We start from the raw sequence: 19,039 nt of genomic DNA, 5'->3' as shown, positions 1-19,039 counted from the left end.
GCTCCTTTATCTCTCATTTCCCTCGCTTTACGAATTAAGATATGGGTATTGTTTAGGAGACAGTTGGGATGGTCAGTACACCAGTAACCAGCATCACCTTTGAGGAGTACTTAACTTATGATGATGGCAGTGATTTCCATTATGAACTAGTGGATGGCAAGCTGGAGCTAATGAATCCACCTACTATTCAACATTTCCTGATTGTCGATTTTTTCGATACTGCCTTGAAAGCAGAAATCAAGCGTTGTAGTTCTCCTTGGCTATGTTTTCGGGAAAGTGGGGTGAGAACGGGTAGAAATAAATCTAGGTTGACTGACCTGTGTGTAGTGACACTGGAGCAAGCCAGAGAATTGTTAAATGCCTCAGCAGTATTTCAGTCACCCCCGTTACTAATTATCGAGGTGGTTAGTCCAGAGTCGGTGAAACGGGACTATCGCCATAAGCGATCTGAATATGCGGCCTTAGAGGTTCCTGAATATTGGATTGTAGACCCACTGCAAGGGAAAGTTTCAGTGTTGCTACTGGAAGATGGATTTTATGAAGAAACAGTTTTTACAGCGACTGGGCAAATTGGAACGCGGACTTTTCCCGAATTAGCGATCGCAGTTGATCAGGTGTTCACCGCCGGGAATCTGAGTTAGGAGTGGGTTTTGAATATACTTTACAACTTTTCAGACAACCTCATGCCTGTTGCGGGATGGGGTTGTTAAACTTTATGCAAAGATTACCAGCGATTAATACTATGCAGCATTCACACTCAAATTCACCTGCACAATGACATCGTTGTAATCTTTATCACCACCATTTGGTAAATCCTCAAAACCAAAGCTGTTATTCCCTAATAGGCGAATGTGATCTACTTTATCTGAGCTAGCGCCCAAGAATGGGAAGTAAACCTTCGCATCGCTATTGGCATTGCTATGGAGAATGGCATCGGCTCTAGGATTAACAATAATAAATGGCGCAAAGATAGAACCGGGCTGGAAAGTTCCTGTGTAATTTGCTGTACCTTGGTTATTCACTGTCAAGTCAATGCCTGCAACACGCCCATGCAGGGCGGCTTGGCTGTAACCAGCCTGTCCAACGAGAATATCTGCTTTACCATCGCCGTTGGTGTCAATGCCACCATTCTCATCAGCCACCTGATAAAAGCCCACATAGTTGTTGTAAGATGCTTCTCTGTGAACTGTAAAGTTAGCTGTTACCGATTGTGTCACACTCCGTAAATCAATCAGTTCCCCTTGATATTTGCCTTGCAGACCTGTACCCAAAGTTGCTTGTTTTTCTGTTGGCTGAATATTCACAACCAAATTCTGGAAGTTGAAAGAAAACCCTCCATCTTCTACGTTGTTATTTGTAGCAGAGGAAAAAAGGACATTTGAGAGGGAGGTTTTTCCAGACAGCACGGACTGAGTAGTACTGTTAGATACCAGATAGAATCGGAGTTTGGTATCAGAGTCAAATTCTAAGATGTTTGTCAGGTCGCCGGGATTAAAACCATTGGGCGCATTGGCAAGGGCAAAGAAAATCACCTTGGAGCGCAAAAGAGCCGCTTGGGTATAGCCCTCTGCACCAGGGGCTATGCCCTTAATCCTACCTTGTTCATCATCAACGAAAAATACACCCAGTTCATTTACCTCTTTGGAGGTACTGGTTTTAATCTTAATTGAGAGTTTTCCTTTATTACCTTTAATCTTATACTTAGTCTTGACACTAAAGATATCGCCTGTAATTTTTGTTAGTAGAGTAGTCTCGTCAGCGATCGCAAGTTTAAACACATCACTGACTTTATCTCCAGCAACATCCTTAGCGGTAACTTTGATGTTTAGACTACCGACGTCCCCATTTGCGGGAGTACCATTGAACCTACTGGTAGTAGTATTGAAGGTCAACCAAGTGGGTAGAGGGCTATCGTCGTCCAGAGTTGCAGTGTAGGTGAGGCTATCTCCAGCATCTGGATCGCTGAAGCTGTTAGCTGGTACGGTGAAGTTGAAGACACTATCTTGGGTGGCTTCTTGATTAAGTATTTCATTTGCCACCACTGGAACTTGGTTGACCAAGTAACGCGCTATGGCAAAGTCATTATTTGTCCCGTTATAGCTACCTCCCGCCACGAGAATCTTGCCGTCAGGTTGCACTTTGATACTGTAGCCAGAGTCATTATTGCTGCCAAAGTCGGTTGTTACCTTCCCAGTAGTGTTAAAGCTGGTGTCGAGACTGCCATTGCTGTTGTAACGTACTATGGCAAAGTCATAATTTGTGCCGTTATCGCTTTCTCCTGCCACGAGAATCTTGCCGTCAGGTTGCACGGTGATACTATAGCTAGAGTCATTATTGCTGGCAAAGTCGGTTGTTACCTTCCCAGTAGTGTTAAAGCTGGTGTCGAGACTGCCATTGCTGTTGTAACGCACTATGGCAAAGTCATTATTTATGCCGTTATAGCTACTTCCCGCCACAAGAATCTTGCCGTCAGGTTGCACCGTGATACTGAAGCCAAAATCATTATTACTGCCAAAGTCGGTTGTTACCTTGCCAGTAATGTTGAAGCTGGTGTCGAGTGTGCCATTGCTGTTGTAACGCGCTATGGCAAAGTCATTATTTATGCCATTATAGCTACCTCCCGCCACGAGAATCTTGCCGTCAGATTGCATGGTGATAGTGTTGCCATAGTCATTATCACTAGCAAAGTCGGTTATTACCTTGCCAGTAATGTTGAAGCTGGTGTCGAGTGTGCCATTGCTGTTGTAACGCGCTATGGCAAAGTCATTATTTATGCCATTATAGCTACCTCCCGCCACGAGAATCTTGCCGTCAGATTGCATGGTGATAGTGTTGCCATAGTCATTATCACTAGCAAAGTCGGTTATTACCTTGCCAGTAATGTTGAAGCTGGTGTCGAGTGTGCCATTGCTGTTGTAACGCGCTATGGCAAAGTCATTATTTATGCCATTATAGCTACCTCCCGCCACGAGAATCTTGCCGTCAGATTGCATGGTGATAGTGTTGCCATAGTCATTATCACTAGCAAAGTCGGTTATTACCTTGCCAGTAATGTTGAAGCTGGTGTCGAGTGTGCCATTGCTGTTGTAACGCACTATGGCAAAGTCATTATTTGTGCCGTTATAGCTATCTCCCGCCACGAGAATCTTGCCGTCAGGTTGGACGGTGATACTGGAGCCATAGTCATCGCCGTTACCAAAGTCGGTTGTTACCTTGCCAATAGTGTTGAAGCTGGTGTCGAGTATGCCATTGCTGTTGTAACGCACTATGGCAAAGTCACTATTTGTCCCGTTATCGCTAGTTCCCGCCACGAGAATTTTGCCGTCAGGTTGCACGGTAATACTGTTGCCATAGTCATTATTACTGGCAAAGTCGGTTGTTACCTTGCCAGTAGTGTTGAAGCTGGTGTCAAGCACTACTACACCTAGTACTGAAGCGTAAGCTGCCATTACTTCTGGTTGAAACGCCAGAGCCGGAACAATTGCCCCCGTAGAAACCTCCAGTTTCCAATCAGCACCTAATGCAGTACTCCCCGTTAAGTGATCAGACGCCGCTACTACTGCACCTGTCAATTTACTCAGGCGCTGTAAAAATGCTTTACCTTCCTCTGTTTGTCCTATTTCGCAACCATACAAGAGCAGTTGTGTATCTGCACTCAAAACATTTGCCCAGTCCATGAGTTGCCAAGCATAACGGTCGAGAGTTTCGTCGCTGAGTTGACTGTTCCCCAGATAGACTTGCCCTGGTGCGCCGTGAGAAACAATGTGTAGGCTGTTGATTACCCCATGAGTTGCCAGCACTTGGCTAATTTGTTCAATGCCATTTTGGTCAGCATCTAAGACGATAACAGTCGTGTTGGGCAATACACCTGCTACCAGACTTTGGTAGTTCTCAACCTGTGAGTCGATGAAAACTAGGCGAGTAGCAGGTATTTGCTCATGCAAGTCTTGAGTTGGCTCTTTTGCGATCGCGCTCAGGATGGTGTCTGACATAATTACTCTTATTAATTAATAGTTTTTTCTTGGCAGCCATTGCGTGCTATATCCTGGAAATCACGTAAAAACAGGATTTTTTTGGCATAGCAGAGGAGTCAACCATTAAACGTATATAAAAAACTAATACTTAACTTCAGTAAATTCACTGTTTTAATATAGATTAGATAAAATTTCTCTGAAAGACTTGCCTGTTCTAACTCCTGCTATTTTTTAACCTCGTCGCACTGATGTTAAAAAGCTTGTTTTTCGTTGTACCTTCCTCTCCTACGAGGCTACGGTTTACACACAAGTTTCTCTTGACGCAATTTACGGTTTATCGAATAGCAAAAGAAACCTCACCCTGGTTTTGATACGCAGAACCAGGGTGAGGTTTTTGTTTTGTTTTGGGTAATTCGATGACTGACAGCAGATTGCAACAAGCGCCTCTGTACAGATTATTGTAAGGGCACAACATTGTTCATTGGTGTAAACTTAAGCGCAAACTCATTTAAAACCTCGTTTCCAGCCAGAGGCTGGAAATGCTGCTCTTGGCGGCTCTGCCGCCAGCAAGGGAGGCTCTGCCTCTGAGAACGGCATTCCCAGTCGGAGACTCTTAACGAGATAATCTAAAAGCTGGTTCTAGGCAGGTTTTTACGTTAAGTTGACACGTATGAACATTGTTGTGCCCCTACCTGTGTACCTCATTTACCTGAAAAATGCTGTATGTGTAGACGCTAGCCCTTGTAGGCGAGGGGTTGGGGATTAGGTTTGAGAGCAAGTTGCACACGGGGTGAGTTAGTAATTGTTCTCCCCCTGCTCTCTTGTTATGCTGCTTGCGGCTGAACCAGATTTTCTATTCCCTGAACCACAGTTGCCGATTCAATTTTGTCACCCGCCTTCAGTTTATCCAAAACTTCTTTGCCTTCGGTGAGATAGCCAAAAACGGCATAACGACCATCCAATAGGTTGCGTCCGGCGGGGGTGAGTTCTGGTTCAAACAAAAAGAAGAAAAATTGTGATGAACCACCATTCACTTCACTTTCGGGACGAGCCATCACCACTGCACCAAAGGCAGAGAAAGGCAGAACTGGCATATCAACGTAACGACCGGCTTCTTCGAGAGTAATGCCATAGGTAGGCGCTTTATCACCCTGAACCAGGACTTCTAAGGGAATGGCGCGATATTTGCCCGTTGTTGGGTCAATGAAACCCACGTCTTTGCCAGCAGGATCTCCAGTTTGCAGAAAGTAAGATTCTTCAGAACGGGTAAATTCTAAGCCATTATAAAAACCCCTTTGCACCAAATCTACAAAATTACCAGCAGTGACAGGGGCGCTGTAACCGTCTACTACAAGGGTCAAATCGCCTTTATTAGTTTTGAATTCTACAGTGGCACGACCTTTAAGTTGCGGCAGATTACTGAACTGGGTAGGCACTTCAAAGGGGAATTGTTTCACCATTGACTCTTCTAGCTGAGTGACGAGATTCAGCAGTTTAGCTCTATCTTGCAGAATTTGTTCTTTATCTTTGCTGTCTGCCAATTCTTGCAGTTTACCCACCCCAGATTTCAACTCGGTAATCCAAGCTTCGGCTTGGGGTTGGCGTTCTTCGGGAACGCTTGTTAAGATTTGGGAGGGTTTATCGAGAATGCGGGATGCTTTGCTGATGTCTTTGGAAATAGCACCCCACCGCCGATTCGCCCGCAGTTGGGCAGAAATGTCCTCTAAACTGGCTTGTAGTTGCCGCACGGGTTTGTTATCTATCGGGAGTGCATACCGCAACAGAGCCTTACCGTCAGTAATTGCATTGCCAGCTGGCAGCGCGGCACTACTAGAGGGAGTCCACCCAGATGTAGTTATGCCTAAAAATATTGTTACCAGCAGTATTGCCATTAGGCTGTTCTTCAGCCACGATTTTAATAAGTTAAGCATGGGATAACTCAAATGCAGCATTGAATTGTTGACTGGACGTAACCCATCAATAATCTTCCCACAGTATGAGTGCTGAGTGGGGAGTAGGGAGTTAGGAGTTAGGAGTTAGGAGTTATAAGAATTCTTCCCCAATGCCCAATGCCAAATGACTAAATAGCTAATTACTCCGCTTGAAGGGTACAATAAATGCCGATTGTCTTCCAAAATTTGAAAGTTTCATGATCTCCAGTAACGATTTTCGACCTGGTGTTTCAATTGTCTTAGACGGGACTGTATGGCGAGTGATCGAATTCCTCCACGTTAAGCCAGGCAAAGGTTCCGCCTTTGTCAGAACCAAACTGAGAAATGTCCAAAGTGGGAGCGTGATTGAAAAAACGTTCCGAGCAGGGGAAACGCTTCCGCAAGCCACCTTAGAAAAAAGCACGATGCAACACACCTATAAAGAGGGCGATGAGTTCGTCTTTATGGATATGGAAACATACGAAGAAGGCAGATTGACCCGCGCACAAATTGGCGATCGCGTCAAATATCTCAAGGAAGGTATGGAAGCGGAAGTTATTAAATGGGGCGAACAGGTACTAGGAGTAGAATTGCCTAAGTCTGTGATTCTGGAAGTTGTACAAACAGATCCAGGTGTAAAAGGTGATACTGCCACAGGTGGCTCAAAACCAGCAACTCTGGAAACTGGTGCAATTGTGATGGTTCCTTTGTTTATTTCTCAAGGAGAACGCATCAAAGTTGATACTCAGGAAGATAAATATCTCAACAGGGAATAACTTTCATCTCCACTGAGATGTTTGTCCACCGATTTAAATCCCTACATAGGGATTAAATCCCTGCCCCACTTAAAATACTAATTTACGGATAGGTCGAGGTAATAAAAACTGTGCCATTGGACTTTAATGAAATCCGCCAACTACTGGCAACAATCGCCCAAACAGATATTGCAGAAGTTACGCTCAAAAGCGATGACTTTGAACTGACAGTCCGTAAGGCTGTGAGCATCAGCAATCAGGTGTTGTCGGCAGGTCAAGGGACCTTGGGCGGTGTGGTAGGTTCGGGTTTGATGTCGGGTTCATCTTTGGGAAACCAGGGGGTCGCAAGTCAAGTAACGGAGGTGGCCACAGGTCGCGTGTTTGATAATGCTGGAACTGGCACACAATTGCAGTTATCAGTAAATGCCCCCTCAACTATTGACCAGAGATTAGTAGAAGTGCTTTCCCCAATGGTAGGAACGTTTTATCGCGCTCCTGCGCCGGGGGAAGCGACATTTGTGGAAGTGGGCGATCGCGTCCGCAAGGGTCAAACAGTCTGTATCATTGAGGCCATGAAGCTGATGAATGAAATCGAAGCCGAACTCTCCGGCCAAGTGATGGAAATTCTCCTCCAAAATGGTGACGCTGTAGAATATGGTCAACCTTTGATGCGAATTAACCCTGATTAAGTATTAATGTATATATGAAGTGAGTCATCGTTAAAACTTTCAGTCCTTGCGGGTTAATCCTGATGAAACAAACGTTGCCTTTACCACCAGAAGTGGTGCAACAAGTAGCTGAATACTTCAGCCTGTTAAGTGAGCCAATGCGCTTGCGGCTGCTACACTTACTACGGGATGAAGAAAAATGCGTGCAAGAGTTGGTAGAGGCAACACAGACTTCTCAGGCAAATGTGTCAAAACACCTGAAGGTAATGTGGCAAGCAGGAATCCTTGGCCGCCGCAGTGAAGGAACTTGCGCCTATTACCGGGTGGAAGATGAAATGATTTTTGATTTGTGTAATCGGGTTTGCGATCGCCTCGCCACAAGGTTAGAACAGCAAGCTCGTAACTTTCGTGTGTTAAATAGCAATCGGTAAGCTTCATAAGAGTTATGAGTTATGAGTTATGAGTTAAAACTCCTCACTCCTGTACAGACGCGATTAATCGCGTCTCTTCTAACTCCTAACTTTTTTAAAGAGGATAATTTTTCTGAAAGCTTTCACGAGTTAGTGGCTGTTCTAACTCTAGACCCTCACCGCCTAAAACATCCAACGGTTTGCCGTTCACGTCAATGTACACCTTGGCTTTAGGATTTAAAGTTGTCGCAGTATAAACAACTTGTCCCACGCGCCCCATCATTGAAGTGCTACCACCACCACTGGTAAAATCTTCAGATAAATTAACGTGAACCTCGTCATTTTCTGACTTCAGCCCCAACAGCTTGGTTGCTTTGGGGATAGTAGTTGTTGAATCTGTCCCTGTTGTTGGGCCTGCTAACAAAGTTTGGAAAGCTGCTTCTAAAGCCTGGTTGGGCTGTACAGAAGCTACTTTAACAGGCTGGGGTACCAAAGCAATATTTTTGTCTTTTGGTGTGAGCCAATAAACGTTAGCAGTTTGCTCATTACCTGGCTGCTTAGTTGATGGCTGTGCTGGCTGAACGATTCGCGCGGAGGGATTTGACGGCGTGGGAGTATTGCTGGAGTGTGAAGTAAACCAAGCTACGCCGCCACCCACCGCTACAACAGCTGCTGATACGGCTGCAATTACGCCTGAAGAAATACGATTAGATCCTTGTTGGTCTTTCATGTTCAAAACTTTCCTGACTGAGGGCTGATATAGTAGTTATGTGAGGAGCAGCCTGGTTAAGGACGATACTTACAAGTGGAGAGTTTCCCACAACCTGGAAGAGACTTTATGTCTCAAAAAGCATTAATCCTGTGAGTCACTGACTCAATTTTAGAATTTTTACTTCTAATCCGTCACCTACCAAATTATGTAAATTTCATTCTTTTTGGAGATGATTAAATTTACAACGCAAAGGAACGCTGAGGAAAACGCAGAGAAACGCAAAGTGAAGTATTTATTCCTCTGCGTAAATCTTGGTGTTTAATTTTTTACCTGAATTGCGGCGGTAATCCACTGTTTGAGTGTAGATACAACTTCATCAATGACAATTTCTTGCGATTTACGGGTGGCTCTTTCTACAACTTCGACTTTGCCATTAGCGATCGCCCGCCCGGTTACAATTCTATAAGGGATGCCAATCAAGTCAGCATCTTTAAATTTCACTCCCGCACGTTCATCGCGGTCATCAAGTAGGGTTTCAATTCCCGCTTGATTCAGTTCTGTGTAAAGTTTTTGGGCGATTTCGACTTGTTGAGCATCTTTAATGTTGGGAATTGTGATGATCGCGTGATAAGGTGCGATCGCAACTGGCCAAATAATCCCATCTTTATCGTAAGATTGCTCTACGGCAGCTTGTGCCAATCGTGACACGCCTACGCCAAAACAACCCATAAGGAGCGGCTTTTCTTCACCCTGTTCATTGGTATAATTTGCTCCCATCGCTTGAGAATATTTAGTGCCTAATTGGAAGATGTGACCTGCTTCAATTCCACGAGCGCTTGCAAGAGTTTGTTCTGGGTTATGGATGGCGCGATCGCCTGGTCTTGCCTTCCGCACATCTACTACACCACTTGGTAATTTAAATTGCTCACCCCAATTAGCACCAACTACGTGATAGCCCGCTTCATTCGCACCCGTAACAAAGTTTTTTAAATCAACGACTGTTTGATCCACCAAACGCAAAAACTTGGGATGGATCTGTTTATTAGCGGTAATATACTCATCTGCGATATCTGGCGCAATGCAGCCTAAAGGTAGACATTTCGCTGTCCATGCTTGCTGGGCTTCTACATTTGGTACATTCAAACTAATAATAGTTTTAGCGCCATACTCAGAAGCTGATTTGGTCAATTCATTTTGTAACTTGACCTCATTAACTTCCTGATCGCCTCGGATGCTCACCAGAACTAACACCGTTATACCATTATCATAAACTGTCTGATAAAGGACATTTTTCACTAATTGAGTCGGAGAACAGTTGAGGAGTTGACAGACTTTTTCAATGGTTTCTGTTACAGGTGTATCGCGTTTCTCATAGGTTGTAAACCGTGAGGCTTCAATATCAATTGGTAAAGAAACAGCCTTTTCTACGTTAGCGGCGTATTTGCCATCCTCAGTGTAGAGAACTTCATCTTCACCAGCTTCCGCCAAAATCATAAATTCTGTGGAACCAGAACCACCAATTGCACCAGAATCAGCTTCTACTGCCCGAAAAGCTAAACCAGAACGCCGCAGGATATTACTGTAGGCTTTATACATATCCTGGTAAGTTTCTTTGAGGCTGGCTTCATCGGCATGGAAAGAGTAGCCGTCCTTCATGATAAACTCTCTTGAGCGCATCAAACCAAAGCGGGGACGAATTTCATCACGAAATTTAGTTTGAATTTGGTAGAGATGTAGTGGTAGCTGGCGATAAGAGCGAATCATATCACGAGCGATCGCTGTAATAACTTCCTCATGAGTTGGGCCTAATCCTAATTGTTGCTCACGGCGGTCAATTAAGGAAAACATGATCCCCTCAGCTTTGGTGTAAGTATCCCAGCGTCCCGATTCCTTCCATAAATCAGCCGGTTGTAATTGTGGTAAAAGACATTCTTGTGCGCCTGTAGCGTTCATTTCTTCCCGCACAATCTGGGAAACTTTTTGCAGTACCCGCCACATCAAAGGTAAATAAGCATAAATACCACTACCGATACGACGAATGTAACCCGCACGGAGTAATAATTTATGGCTGGGAATCTCAGCATCAGCTGGATCATCCCGGAGTGTAACGAATAACATTTGTGATAGTCGCATCGTTTATTGCCTTTCCAGAATCTCTAATTTGTTTATAAACCACCTGGCGATTAGAAATCGCGGTTAATCTTGCACACAAACTTTTGTCCGCCTGGGCGGACTAAGAAGGTATCCTAGTTTTTGAACCTGCGTGGTGAGCGCGATCAGCATCTTACAGCCGTTAAGATATGGCATGATATAATGCTTTGCAACTATTTAATCTAGGTCTAGGTTATGAGTCCTCTGACATTAAAACTAGACACCGTTAACCTAAGTGACGAACAATTTTATCACTTATGTCAAAATAACCGCGAACTGAAATTTGAACGCACTACCAAGGGAGAATTAATCATTATGTCCCCCGTTGGAGGAGAAAGCGGCAATCGAGAAGCAGATTTAATTATTGATTTGGGAATCTGGAATCGGCAAACTGGCCTCGGTTACACTTTCAGTTCTTCTACTATATTCAAATTGCCCAATGGTGGCGATCGTTCCCCAGATGCTGCTTGGATTCAACGAGAACGTTGGCAAGGACTTACACCTGAACAAAGACGCAAATTTCCCCCCATTGCACCAGATTTTGTCATTGAATTAAGGTCAGCAACAGATGATTTGGAAATGTTGCGTTCCAAAATGCAAGAATATATGGATGCAGGAGTACAATTGGGATGGTTGATAAATCCCCAACAACAGCAAGTAGAAATTTATCGCCAAAAACAAGATGTGGAAGTGCGAAATCTACCCACACAATTATCGGGTGAAAATGTATTGCCAGGATTTAGCTTGAGTCTGTCCTGTTATTAAGATTTGCAAGTGTTGCTAAACCTCCACTATCTACCCATACTTTCTATCGCAACAGAAAACACTCTATAAGTCTGCGTAGGTGCGGTTCATTAAAATAATTCGTAATTCGTAATTCGTAACGTCAGGGGATTTTACAGCCGTTAAGATAACTTAAAAGAAATAACCCTGGGCGATCAGAAATCGCGGCATCTTTAGGAGAAACTACCTTGGCAGATGTAATTTATCAAGCACAGGCACCCTTAGAATTTATTCCTCCGGCGTTTAACCCCTTATTTTTACAAGTTGTCCAGCTTTTACTACCAACTTACATTAACTGGCAAACAGCTATTACCCAAATTGAAGCAGACAACGTAGAGGTTTTGGTGGATCTCTATCGCCAGTTTCAGGAAGGTAAGATCCGTTTTATGTTGGCATTTCGCCATCCGAAAACAGACGATCCATTTTGTTTGAGCTACTTGTTTTCTCAACTTGTGCCGAAGGTAGCGCGATCGCAAGGTATAGCCCTAGAATATCCGATTCACGCTCATTTTATCTACGATCGCGGGATTCCTCTATGGGCAGGTTCTTATGTAGGTTGGATTGCTTCTCGTTTAGGTGCTACTCCGATTCAGCGCGGTAAGGCTGACTGGACGGGGTTACGTTCGGCGCGTGACTTGTTCGCCAATGGGAAATTCCCGATGGCGGCTGCGCCAGAAGGTGCTACCAATGGTTTATCAGAGAATATTAGCCCCTTAGAACCTGGTATCGCCCAATTAGGCTTTTGGTGTGCTGAAGATTTGCACAAAGTAGGACGCGACCAACAGGTTCTAATTGTACCAGTTGGGATTAAATATAGTTATGTTGATGCTCCTTGGGATGCGATCGCAAATCTTTTAAGTGAATTGGAAACGGCTAGTGGTTTACCTGTGAATCCACCAGAACAGGCTTCTATAGAGTCGCTTTATCCCCGGTTGTTGACTTTGGCAGAACATTTACTTTCGTTGATGGAAAAATTTTACACGCGGTTCTATCATCAAAAACTGGCAGATGTCAAAACAGTAGAGATCGAAGATAGAAATGAAGCATTAGCAGTTCGTTTACAAGCTTTATTGAATGCGGCGCTACAAATATCAGAACAGTATTTTGATTTGCAGGCAAAAGGTAGTTTAAGGGATCGATGTCAGCGAGTAGAACAAGCAGGTTGGAATTATATATTTAGAGAAGATTTTAAGGATGTAAAAGGAGTATCTGCTGTAGAGAAAGCTTTAGGCGATCGCGTTGCTGAAGAAGCGAATGCGCGAATGTGGCATATGCGTTTAGTAGAAAGTTTTGTGGCAGTTTCTGGTAATTATATTCGTGAAAATCCAACAGCAGAAAGGTTTGCTGAGACGATTTTAATTTTATGGCAGATGATTGCTAAAATCAAAGGTGATAAAGCTATACAACGTCCACAATTGGGTAAGCAAAAGGTAAAAATTACCGTGGGTAAACTGATATCTATTTCTGAGCGCTACCCGACGTATCAAGGGAATCGTTTGGCTGCTAGGCAGGCTGTTGCTGATGTAACGAATGATTTGCAACATGCGATGGAAGGTTTGATTTGATTCGGAGGGTTGCATCTTTAGCTAAGAAGCAGAATAACAATTCAAAATTCAAAATTCAAAATTCAAAAATTTTAGATATTTTCAGACGAAGATGAGTGCAGTCTTGGCGTCTCCCCAAGAGGAGCAACTCCGGGGGATTTAAACTCCGACTGAAACTGGGGCTACCTGTAGAGGTAGCGGTCTTAATATTATGTCCGTTTGATTGCTCATTAAACCCGAAGAACCCCACCCCGCCAAAGCTATGCTTTGTCTCCCCTCCCGAAGAGCGGGGAGGGGTTGGGGGTGGGGTTATTTATTTCTAGCGATCGCGGGTTTAGATGCCCTGTACGGAGATGCTCGCGGGACATAGTTTATTGAAATTACACAAACCTAAAAGTTTTTCAAAATTATCTAATTAAATGGGTGCAGAAAATCGTAGGCTACTAGACCTGCTTGGCTTTGCTCCTATTTCACCTTTAATATAATTGGGTTAGATAAAAGCAATTTTAACTAAATATGTAACTTGTTTTTTGAGGTTTATAAAATTCCCGTTAAGTTATCCAAATTATATTTCAGAAGAATCACGCTTCTCTATTTTTGTAATTGAAATTACAAATAGAGAAGTCCAGAAAATTGTGATTCTCTTAATCAATTTATAAAACATGAAAACTCACGGCTTATTCAATTTACTCAAGGTTGGTGTTGCCACTTTTGGAATCTTCTTTGTGGCTGGTCAAGGAGCATATGCCTCCGACTTAAAGGGAACAGCATTTAGCATATCTTTGGAGTGTTTGAACGACACTACCGGTCTTTTGGTGGGTCAAAATCCCAATGATGCTAGCGGCTGGCAGTATGCATTTGATTCAAACAAAGATGGGATGAACGGAAACTACTGGGTTGGTGCTGCACCAGGGACAGTAAATCCCTACGATATCTCTGGTATGGCGATCAAAGAAACTGCTACCAGCATCATTGTTGCAATCAATGGCAATATGAAGTTAACAGGAGAGGCTGAAGCGGGTGCTACAGGAGGTCAGATTGGATATGGTGATTTGTTCTTCAACATGGCCGGTAAGACCTTTGACAATGCTATGAGCAGTGGGGATTTATTTGGTATTCATTTCGCTTCAGCGAACGCTTCAGGGGTACAACAACTAGGTGTTTATAGTGGTGTTCAGGCAAAGACAGTTACTAATATCAAAGAAGGCTATACTGTTGCTACATATGGTGGTTTAGCAGGAGGAGGTAATTCTTACGAAAGTCAGGTAAAACAAGGTGGTGGTGTTGCCACTTATGGTGATTTGACTAGTAGTTACTTTACCAACAACGGCCAGGACAATACATTTAATCTTAATGTCATCAACTCTGGAAATTATCTTAATGGAATCTCGTTTCTAGCACAGGGCAATGTAACGCAGCAGTTGCTAACCACTGGCTATGATGCCAACAAATTCAACGGCACACAAACCATTGCATTTGAATTTACTAAATCTACTATTCTCAAATCGACTCCTGAGCCTGCTAGTCTCGCTGGTTTAGGAATCGTCGGTCTGGCCTTAGCTGGCAGCAAGCGCCGCAAGAAATCAATCATCGTAGCAAATGGGTAGAGATTATTCGCAGCAATAAAACTCTATAGATTCCCGCACGAAACATTAAATAAGTTAATTTCAATGCTCTTACTAGAAAGTAAGGGCATTTTTTATCTCAGAGAGTTATCAAATACAAAAAAGACTCAAGTGATTCTCCAAATAATCTTGGGAAAGCTCATAATATTTATCAAATACAAGTAGACGAGCCGCTAGTTATTCTGCAACTCTAGAGATAGGTGCATCATACTGATGACTTTGATGAGCCATTAGAATATTTCCAGGATTATATGTAATCCAGATGCTATTTTTATAAAAATGCTATCAATTGCTTATGAACAATATTATTAAGCAGGTAGGCGTAATTAAATATAAGATCAAACCTCACCCTCAATCCCTCTCCTTACTAAGGAGAGGGAAGCCGGAGGCAGGGTAAGGCTCATAACAACTACGAGAATGCAGAGTTATTTTTATTTTAATAGAGTTACAACTGATTCAACTCCCCCGATAGAAGATGATAATATATCTGGATCTTCTTCCTGATCAGCTTCTGTAGCTGTTTCTATACTTACACCCTTCCAGTGAAAGTCAAAATATTGTTCCTGAACCGTTTTTAATTCCTTTATTGACTCTTGGAAAAATAATTTAATAGCAGATAGCTGGTTTTCTTGAGATAAAAACTCTTGTAGGCTTTTTCGATAAAATATACCTGACCATGCTGGCAAAATTTTTAAATTAACAGGAGTCCATATATTAGGCTTATCGTTAATTATTTTCTGCATAGATTCAATAATTTTTGCGCGTTGTCCAAACTTATGAGAAACTTGCAAAAACATACCTAAATATGGATAATCAGTTAAATTAATTGGATTTAAATTGAAGTATCCAAGACCACACCATAAGTCCCATGTTGAGGGAGAAAAATGGGTGTAGATAATAAATCTTCCGTCCCATTTCCATTGAGTCCTACTTGCTGCACCTCTGATAACACCTCCAAAAGCTAGCTTGAATTCGTGCTGTACTTCTTCGCTGAGAGTTGATTCCATGAGATTGAGAGTTTTGTTAAAATTCACCATTGTCAATAAGTCAACTGATGAAAATTGATTTGTGGTAGACATTGCATTTCTCCTCATAAAAATTAATATTTCTTGGGCTAAGATATCAGTTGCGTGTTGTTGTAAGCGGGCATAAAATTGATGCCACCTCAGTTGATAAAAATTTATCTTTGTCTCTAAATTAAATCCTGGAGTTTTGATTTCGTCTTTTGGATCATAATCACGGGTGATATAAATCAAAATTCGATGTCTAACATTTTTTAATTTACTCAGAATCTCAGCATATTTTTCTAACTGTCGCCATCCTTCTGTAGAGCCAATTTTTGATTCAATAAATATTACATCTGTATTTAAACCATCTGACAGTTCAACTACAATGTCCAATCTACTATCTTCAGTATGGGTTTCAAGTCGTTTGTGTTCTTGTTGGGTTGAAATCTTGATGGTGGAATAATTATCATCACTAATGATTGAGTGATGTTTTAGCCAACCAATTAAAATATCATTATTCAGGGACAAAAAATAAGCAACAATTTCAGTAAAAAAATCTTCAAGCGGCTTACTTGTTGAATGTAAATTGAGTAAATTGCTAAACAAAGACATTGATTTTTAGCTATTTAAGATATTTGCGGAAATTTATACACAATAACTAGGGGGAGTATCTCACCTTTGCAAATATACCCGGCGATTAGAAATTGCAGGCAGGCTATTACTAGCAGTGCAGCAGTTATAACTTAGCCGATCGCAGTTTGACAAGAGTGCTACATAAACCAATACGCTTGGGTTAAAGTCAAAAACCAAAACCAATGTAGGTTGGGTTGAGGGACGAAACCCAACATTTTCGGTACTTTGTTGGGTTTCACTACGTTCAACCCAACCTACAATTATCCTTAACCCAAGCGTATTGCTACATAAACAATATTTACAACAAATAGGGGTAAAAATTTTACCCCTACAAAGTCGTGTATTATTTTAAGAATAGCTAGAGAAGGTTATGACTCTGTTAAGTGATTTTCTAGCAAAGATGCGATCGCATCTGGATGAATATTCTTGTATTTCTTTTTACCAATCTGTAAAACACAGTTGGGGGCGCTGCTACAGCATTTTTGGCAACTAGTATGTTCAATGGTAACTTTGTCTGACAAACCGCGATCGCACAAAGTTTTTTCTAATTCCGATAATAACCCTTTACCACCACGTTTAATACAACCGCCCTTTTGACATACCATAATCCTCGCTTTGGGTTGGAGTGGTAAATCTTGATTTGGACACGCATCAATTGGTGTCACCCGATAGGCTTTAATTTTAATTTTACTTGTGCGCGAGTCTAACTTACTATGACCACAAACGCGAATTTGCTGACCAGGAACTAAGGATAAACTTAGAGAACGGCGTAACTCTTTAGGCAGTTTAATTTCCACATTTCCAGATGGAACTGCCAATTGCATGTATTTATATTTTCCTGGTTCACCACCAACAAAACCTAGTAACTGTCCCTCAAGATTCAATTCTGATAACGTCAAATACTTGTCACCCATGATTGATAAAAAGTTAGTAATTAGTGATTAGTCATTAGTAATTAGTTAGGAGTCAGAAGTGAAAATTCATAATTCATCACTCATAGATTTTCACTGCTAAAATCTTGCACCTGCTCCATCTCCCGCCAAGAAATAAATTTCTTGGCTAATAGCTTAACTCCACTAAAGTGGACTAAAAGCCTTACTTAGTCTTCTTTAGAAGACTTTAGCTATTAGCCTCAGAATTCATTCTGAGGCGGTTGTGGGAACTGGTGCAATATCTGAAACTCCCTACTCCTAACTATTTCTAAGCGAGGCGTTTAGCTTCTACAGTTTTGGGTAAATTGGCTGCATCTGGCAATTCACGAAATTCCAATTCCCAACCATTTGCTAGGGTGAGAATCTTCCCATCATTTCCATCGGTTTGTTTGACGACTTCTTCCTCAAGGTCTTTTTTAGCAACGTAAACTACTAAAGTACCGGCATCATTCATGCGTAGCATTACTTTCATGAGATTTCTCAACAGATTCTAGTTCTTTTTTCATACAGCCGACGACGAACCCTGTTTCTAAGAAATGCACAGCATAGATATAGGAAGTCTGCAAATATGTGCCTATACTCGATATGTAGCCCATATCTCCCTTGTTTACTAAAACTTGGCCGACTTCCTTACCAGGAAAAGTACCATCGTTTTTGAGCAGTTTACGAACTCTTACTTTTTCACCAATTTCAAAAGCAGGTGGCAAGTTTAGTTCTAATTCATCACGTTGCATGAGAATACCTCTGTTCTCTGACCAAATTTAATAGTTCTTCTGTCGTCAAACTGCGTTTTTTCTGTACCGATTTATGGCGCACTGCATCTAAAACAGACTGGGTTTCTTCTGAGTTCAAGAAAATTCCATGCTGTTCTAGCAAGTTTGAAACCAAATGCCGTCCAGAATGTTTACCTAATACTAAACGTCGTTCCCAACCCACTTCTTCAGGGGCAAATGGTTCGTAGGTAATGGGGTTTTGCAATACTCCGTGAGCATGGATGCCAGATTCGTGAGCAAAGGTATTTTCGCCGACGATCGCTTTCCACGGTGGTACACTAGCACCTGATGCGGCTGCAACTAGTTGAGACAGTTCCAGCAAACTGGGTGTCTTAATGCCCAAATCGATGCCGTAGATGCGTTTGATCGCCATGACAACTTCTTCTAGAGCTGCATTTCCCGCCCTTTCACCCAATCCGTTGACTGTGGTATTCACTGATGAAGCTCCGGCTTTGATACCCGCAAGAGCGTTGGCAGTTGCCAGACCAAAATCATTGTGGGTATGGATTTCTAGGGGAATCATCAAAGCTGAAACTAGCCGTTTTACCTTGGTGTAGGTAGTGAAAGGGTCGAGAACTCCTACAGTGTCGCAGAAGCGGAATCTGGATGCACCCCATTCTTGAGCATAAAGCGCTACATCTAAGAGGAAGTTTTCATCAGCCCTGGAAGAATCTTCTCCGCCGACTGCTACCCAAAGACCTTGATCGAGGGCGAAGCTGATAGAGTCTTTGAGTTTTTGTAAACTTACTCGCCACTGACCATGAAATTTAGTGGCAATTTGGATACCAGAGACGGGAATGGCAATATGCACTCGGTTCAGACCACAGGCGATAGAAGCCTTAATATCTGAGATGACAGCGCGGTTCCAGCCCAGGAGTTTTGCTTGTAAACCCAAGTCAGAAATTGCAGCGATCGCTCGCGTTTCTTCGTCACCCATTGCCGGTATACCAACTTCTAATTCGGGTATACCAATGGCATCGAGAAACTTAGCGATCGCAACTTTTTCGTCTAGGGTAAAAGCAACACCTGCTGCTTGCTCGCCATCACGTAATGTAGTGTCATTAATTATGATTTGATTCATTGCAAATATCCCTCTTTTGGAAGTATTCTTAATATCCTTTCTCTCTACAATCCCCAGCGA

General features: G+C 42.5%; 16 protein-coding genes. 7 read left to right on the top strand and 9 right to left on the bottom strand.

Annotated features, from left to right (window positions below):
• Positions 1 to 68: 68 nt before the first annotated feature.
• The gene (locus V7K31_RS02600) at positions 69 to 641 is read left to right on the top strand and encodes a Uma2 family endonuclease (protein WP_335092417.1); all 573 of its coding nucleotides are present in this window, start codon (positions 69 to 71) and stop codon (positions 639 to 641) included.
• Between the two features lie 99 nt (positions 642 to 740).
• Here the strand turns inward: V7K31_RS02600 and V7K31_RS02595 are convergent, their stop codons facing one another.
• Together V7K31_RS02595 and V7K31_RS02590 are read right to left on the bottom strand one after the other, a co-directional pair.
• Entirely contained in the window at positions 741 to 3,992 is a 3,252-nt protein-coding gene (locus V7K31_RS02595; protein ID WP_335092416.1) for a DUF4347 domain-containing protein, read from the bottom strand.
• 806 nt (positions 3,993 to 4,798) lie between these two features.
• Positions 4,799 to 5,905, bottom strand: a complete 1,107-nt coding sequence (locus tag V7K31_RS02590; RefSeq protein ID WP_335092415.1) for a peptidylprolyl isomerase — start codon at positions 5,903 to 5,905, stop codon at positions 4,799 to 4,801.
• A 218-nt stretch (positions 5,906 to 6,123) separates the two neighbouring features.
• Here V7K31_RS02590 and efp point away from each other — a divergent pair, with 218 nt between their 5' ends.
• The 3 genes from efp (at position 6,124) to V7K31_RS02575 (ending at position 7,759) form a co-directional block, all read left to right on the top strand.
• A complete protein-coding gene (gene efp, locus V7K31_RS02585; RefSeq protein WP_335092414.1) occupies positions 6,124 to 6,681 on the top strand; it encodes an elongation factor P in 558 nt (185 codons plus the stop codon).
• A 110-nt stretch (positions 6,682 to 6,791) separates the two neighbouring features.
• A complete protein-coding gene (gene accB / locus V7K31_RS02580) occupies positions 6,792 to 7,349 on the top strand; it encodes an acetyl-CoA carboxylase biotin carboxyl carrier protein (RefSeq protein WP_335092413.1) in 558 nt (185 codons plus the stop codon).
• A 62-nt stretch (positions 7,350 to 7,411) separates the two neighbouring features.
• The gene (locus tag V7K31_RS02575; RefSeq protein ID WP_334942311.1) at positions 7,412 to 7,759 is read left to right on the top strand and encodes an ArsR/SmtB family transcription factor; all 348 of its coding nucleotides are present in this window, start codon (positions 7,412 to 7,414) and stop codon (positions 7,757 to 7,759) included.
• Between the two features lie 94 nt (positions 7,760 to 7,853).
• Here V7K31_RS02575 and V7K31_RS02570 read toward each other — a convergent pair whose 3' ends face one another.
• Together V7K31_RS02570 and V7K31_RS02565 are read right to left on the bottom strand one after the other, a co-directional pair.
• The gene (locus V7K31_RS02570; RefSeq protein ID WP_335092411.1) at positions 7,854 to 8,468 is read right to left on the bottom strand and encodes a GerMN domain-containing protein; all 615 of its coding nucleotides are present in this window, start codon (positions 8,466 to 8,468) and stop codon (positions 7,854 to 7,856) included.
• Positions 8,469 to 8,768: 300 nt separating this feature from the next.
• Entirely contained in the window at positions 8,769 to 10,583 is a 1,815-nt protein-coding gene (locus V7K31_RS02565; RefSeq protein ID WP_335092409.1) for a proline--tRNA ligase, read from the bottom strand.
• Between the two features lie 213 nt (positions 10,584 to 10,796).
• On the opposite strand from V7K31_RS02565, the gene V7K31_RS02560 reads away from it, so the two are divergent.
• From V7K31_RS02560 to V7K31_RS02550, 3 genes are all read left to right on the top strand, one after another.
• The gene (locus tag V7K31_RS02560) at positions 10,797 to 11,366 is read left to right on the top strand and encodes a Uma2 family endonuclease (protein WP_335092408.1); all 570 of its coding nucleotides are present in this window, start codon (positions 10,797 to 10,799) and stop codon (positions 11,364 to 11,366) included.
• Between the two features lie 206 nt (positions 11,367 to 11,572).
• The gene (locus tag V7K31_RS02555) at positions 11,573 to 12,949 is read left to right on the top strand and encodes a 1-acyl-sn-glycerol-3-phosphate acyltransferase (protein ID WP_335092406.1); all 1,377 of its coding nucleotides are present in this window, start codon (positions 11,573 to 11,575) and stop codon (positions 12,947 to 12,949) included.
• Positions 12,950 to 13,590: 641 nt separating this feature from the next.
• Positions 13,591 to 14,535: a PEP-CTERM sorting domain-containing protein gene (locus V7K31_RS02550; RefSeq protein ID WP_335092405.1), complete on the top strand. Its 945-nt coding sequence runs from the start codon at positions 13,591 to 13,593 to the stop codon at positions 14,533 to 14,535.
• 449 nt (positions 14,536 to 14,984) lie between these two features.
• Here the strand turns inward: V7K31_RS02550 and V7K31_RS02545 are convergent, their stop codons facing one another.
• The 5 genes from V7K31_RS02545 to nifV form a co-directional block, all read right to left on the bottom strand.
• Positions 14,985 to 16,172 carry a PD-(D/E)XK nuclease family protein gene (locus tag V7K31_RS02545; RefSeq protein WP_335092404.1) on the bottom strand — a complete coding sequence of 396 codons (1,188 nt, stop codon included), beginning with the start codon at positions 16,170 to 16,172 and terminating at the stop codon, positions 14,985 to 14,987.
• Between the two features lie 389 nt (positions 16,173 to 16,561).
• Entirely contained in the window at positions 16,562 to 17,107 is a 546-nt protein-coding gene (locus tag V7K31_RS02540) for a (2Fe-2S) ferredoxin domain-containing protein (protein WP_335092402.1), read from the bottom strand.
• A gap of 286 nt (positions 17,108 to 17,393) precedes the next feature.
• Positions 17,394 to 17,597: a putative nitrogen fixation protein NifT gene (gene nifT / locus V7K31_RS02535; RefSeq protein ID WP_335092401.1), complete on the bottom strand. Its 204-nt coding sequence runs from the start codon at positions 17,595 to 17,597 to the stop codon at positions 17,394 to 17,396.
• On the bottom strand, positions 17,572 to 17,859 hold the full coding sequence (locus V7K31_RS02530; RefSeq protein ID WP_335092399.1) for a nitrogen fixation protein NifZ: 288 nt from the start codon (positions 17,857 to 17,859) through the stop codon (positions 17,572 to 17,574). Before V7K31_RS02530 ends, nifT begins: the two co-directional genes overlap by 26 nt.
• Positions 17,849 to 18,979, bottom strand: coding sequence for a homocitrate synthase (nifV, locus tag V7K31_RS02525; protein WP_335092398.1), 1,131 nt, complete (start codon positions 18,977 to 18,979; stop codon positions 17,849 to 17,851). Before nifV ends, V7K31_RS02530 begins: the two co-directional genes overlap by 11 nt.
• Between the last annotated feature and the right edge of the window lie 60 nt (positions 18,980 to 19,039).

The sequence above is a fragment of the Nostoc sp. genome (genome assembly GCF_036917675.1).
Classification (GTDB): domain Bacteria; phylum Cyanobacteriota; class Cyanobacteriia; order Cyanobacteriales; family Nostocaceae; genus Nostoc.
This window is presented reverse-complemented; position numbering and strand designations above follow the sequence as displayed.

Bases quoted from the DNA above. Each gene is read 5' to 3' on its own strand.
- V7K31_RS02600 (WP_335092417.1), top strand. From the start codon at position 69: ATGGTCAGTACACCAGTAACCAGCATCACCTTTGAGGAGTACTTAACT.
- V7K31_RS02570 (WP_335092411.1), bottom strand. From the start codon at position 8,468: ATGAAAGACCAACAAGGATCTAATCGTATTTCTTCAGGCGTAATTGCA.
- V7K31_RS02530 (WP_335092399.1), bottom strand. From the start codon at position 17,859: ATGCAACGTGATGAATTAGAACTAAACTTGCCACCTGCTTTTGAAATT.
- V7K31_RS02565 (WP_335092409.1), bottom strand. From the start codon at position 10,583: ATGCGACTATCACAAATGTTATTCGTTACACTCCGGGATGATCCAGCT.
- V7K31_RS02545 (WP_335092404.1), bottom strand. From the start codon at position 16,172: ATGTCTTTGTTTAGCAATTTACTCAATTTACATTCAACAAGTAAGCCG.
- V7K31_RS02540 (WP_335092402.1), bottom strand. From the start codon at position 17,107: ATGGGTGACAAGTATTTGACGTTATCAGAATTGAATCTTGAGGGACAG.
- V7K31_RS02560 (WP_335092408.1), top strand. From the start codon at position 10,797: ATGAGTCCTCTGACATTAAAACTAGACACCGTTAACCTAAGTGACGAA.
- V7K31_RS02550 (WP_335092405.1), top strand. From the start codon at position 13,591: ATGAAAACTCACGGCTTATTCAATTTACTCAAGGTTGGTGTTGCCACT.
- V7K31_RS02595 (WP_335092416.1), bottom strand. From the start codon at position 3,992: ATGTCAGACACCATCCTGAGCGCGATCGCAAAAGAGCCAACTCAAGAC.
- nifV (WP_335092398.1), bottom strand. From the start codon at position 18,979: ATGAATCAAATCATAATTAATGACACTACATTACGTGATGGCGAGCAA.
- nifT (WP_335092401.1), bottom strand. From the start codon at position 17,597: ATGAAAGTAATGCTACGCATGAATGATGCCGGTACTTTAGTAGTTTAC.
- V7K31_RS02575 (WP_334942311.1), top strand. From the start codon at position 7,412: ATGAAACAAACGTTGCCTTTACCACCAGAAGTGGTGCAACAAGTAGCT.
- V7K31_RS02590 (WP_335092415.1), bottom strand. From the start codon at position 5,905: ATGCTTAACTTATTAAAATCGTGGCTGAAGAACAGCCTAATGGCAATA.
- efp (WP_335092414.1), top strand. From the start codon at position 6,124: ATGATCTCCAGTAACGATTTTCGACCTGGTGTTTCAATTGTCTTAGAC.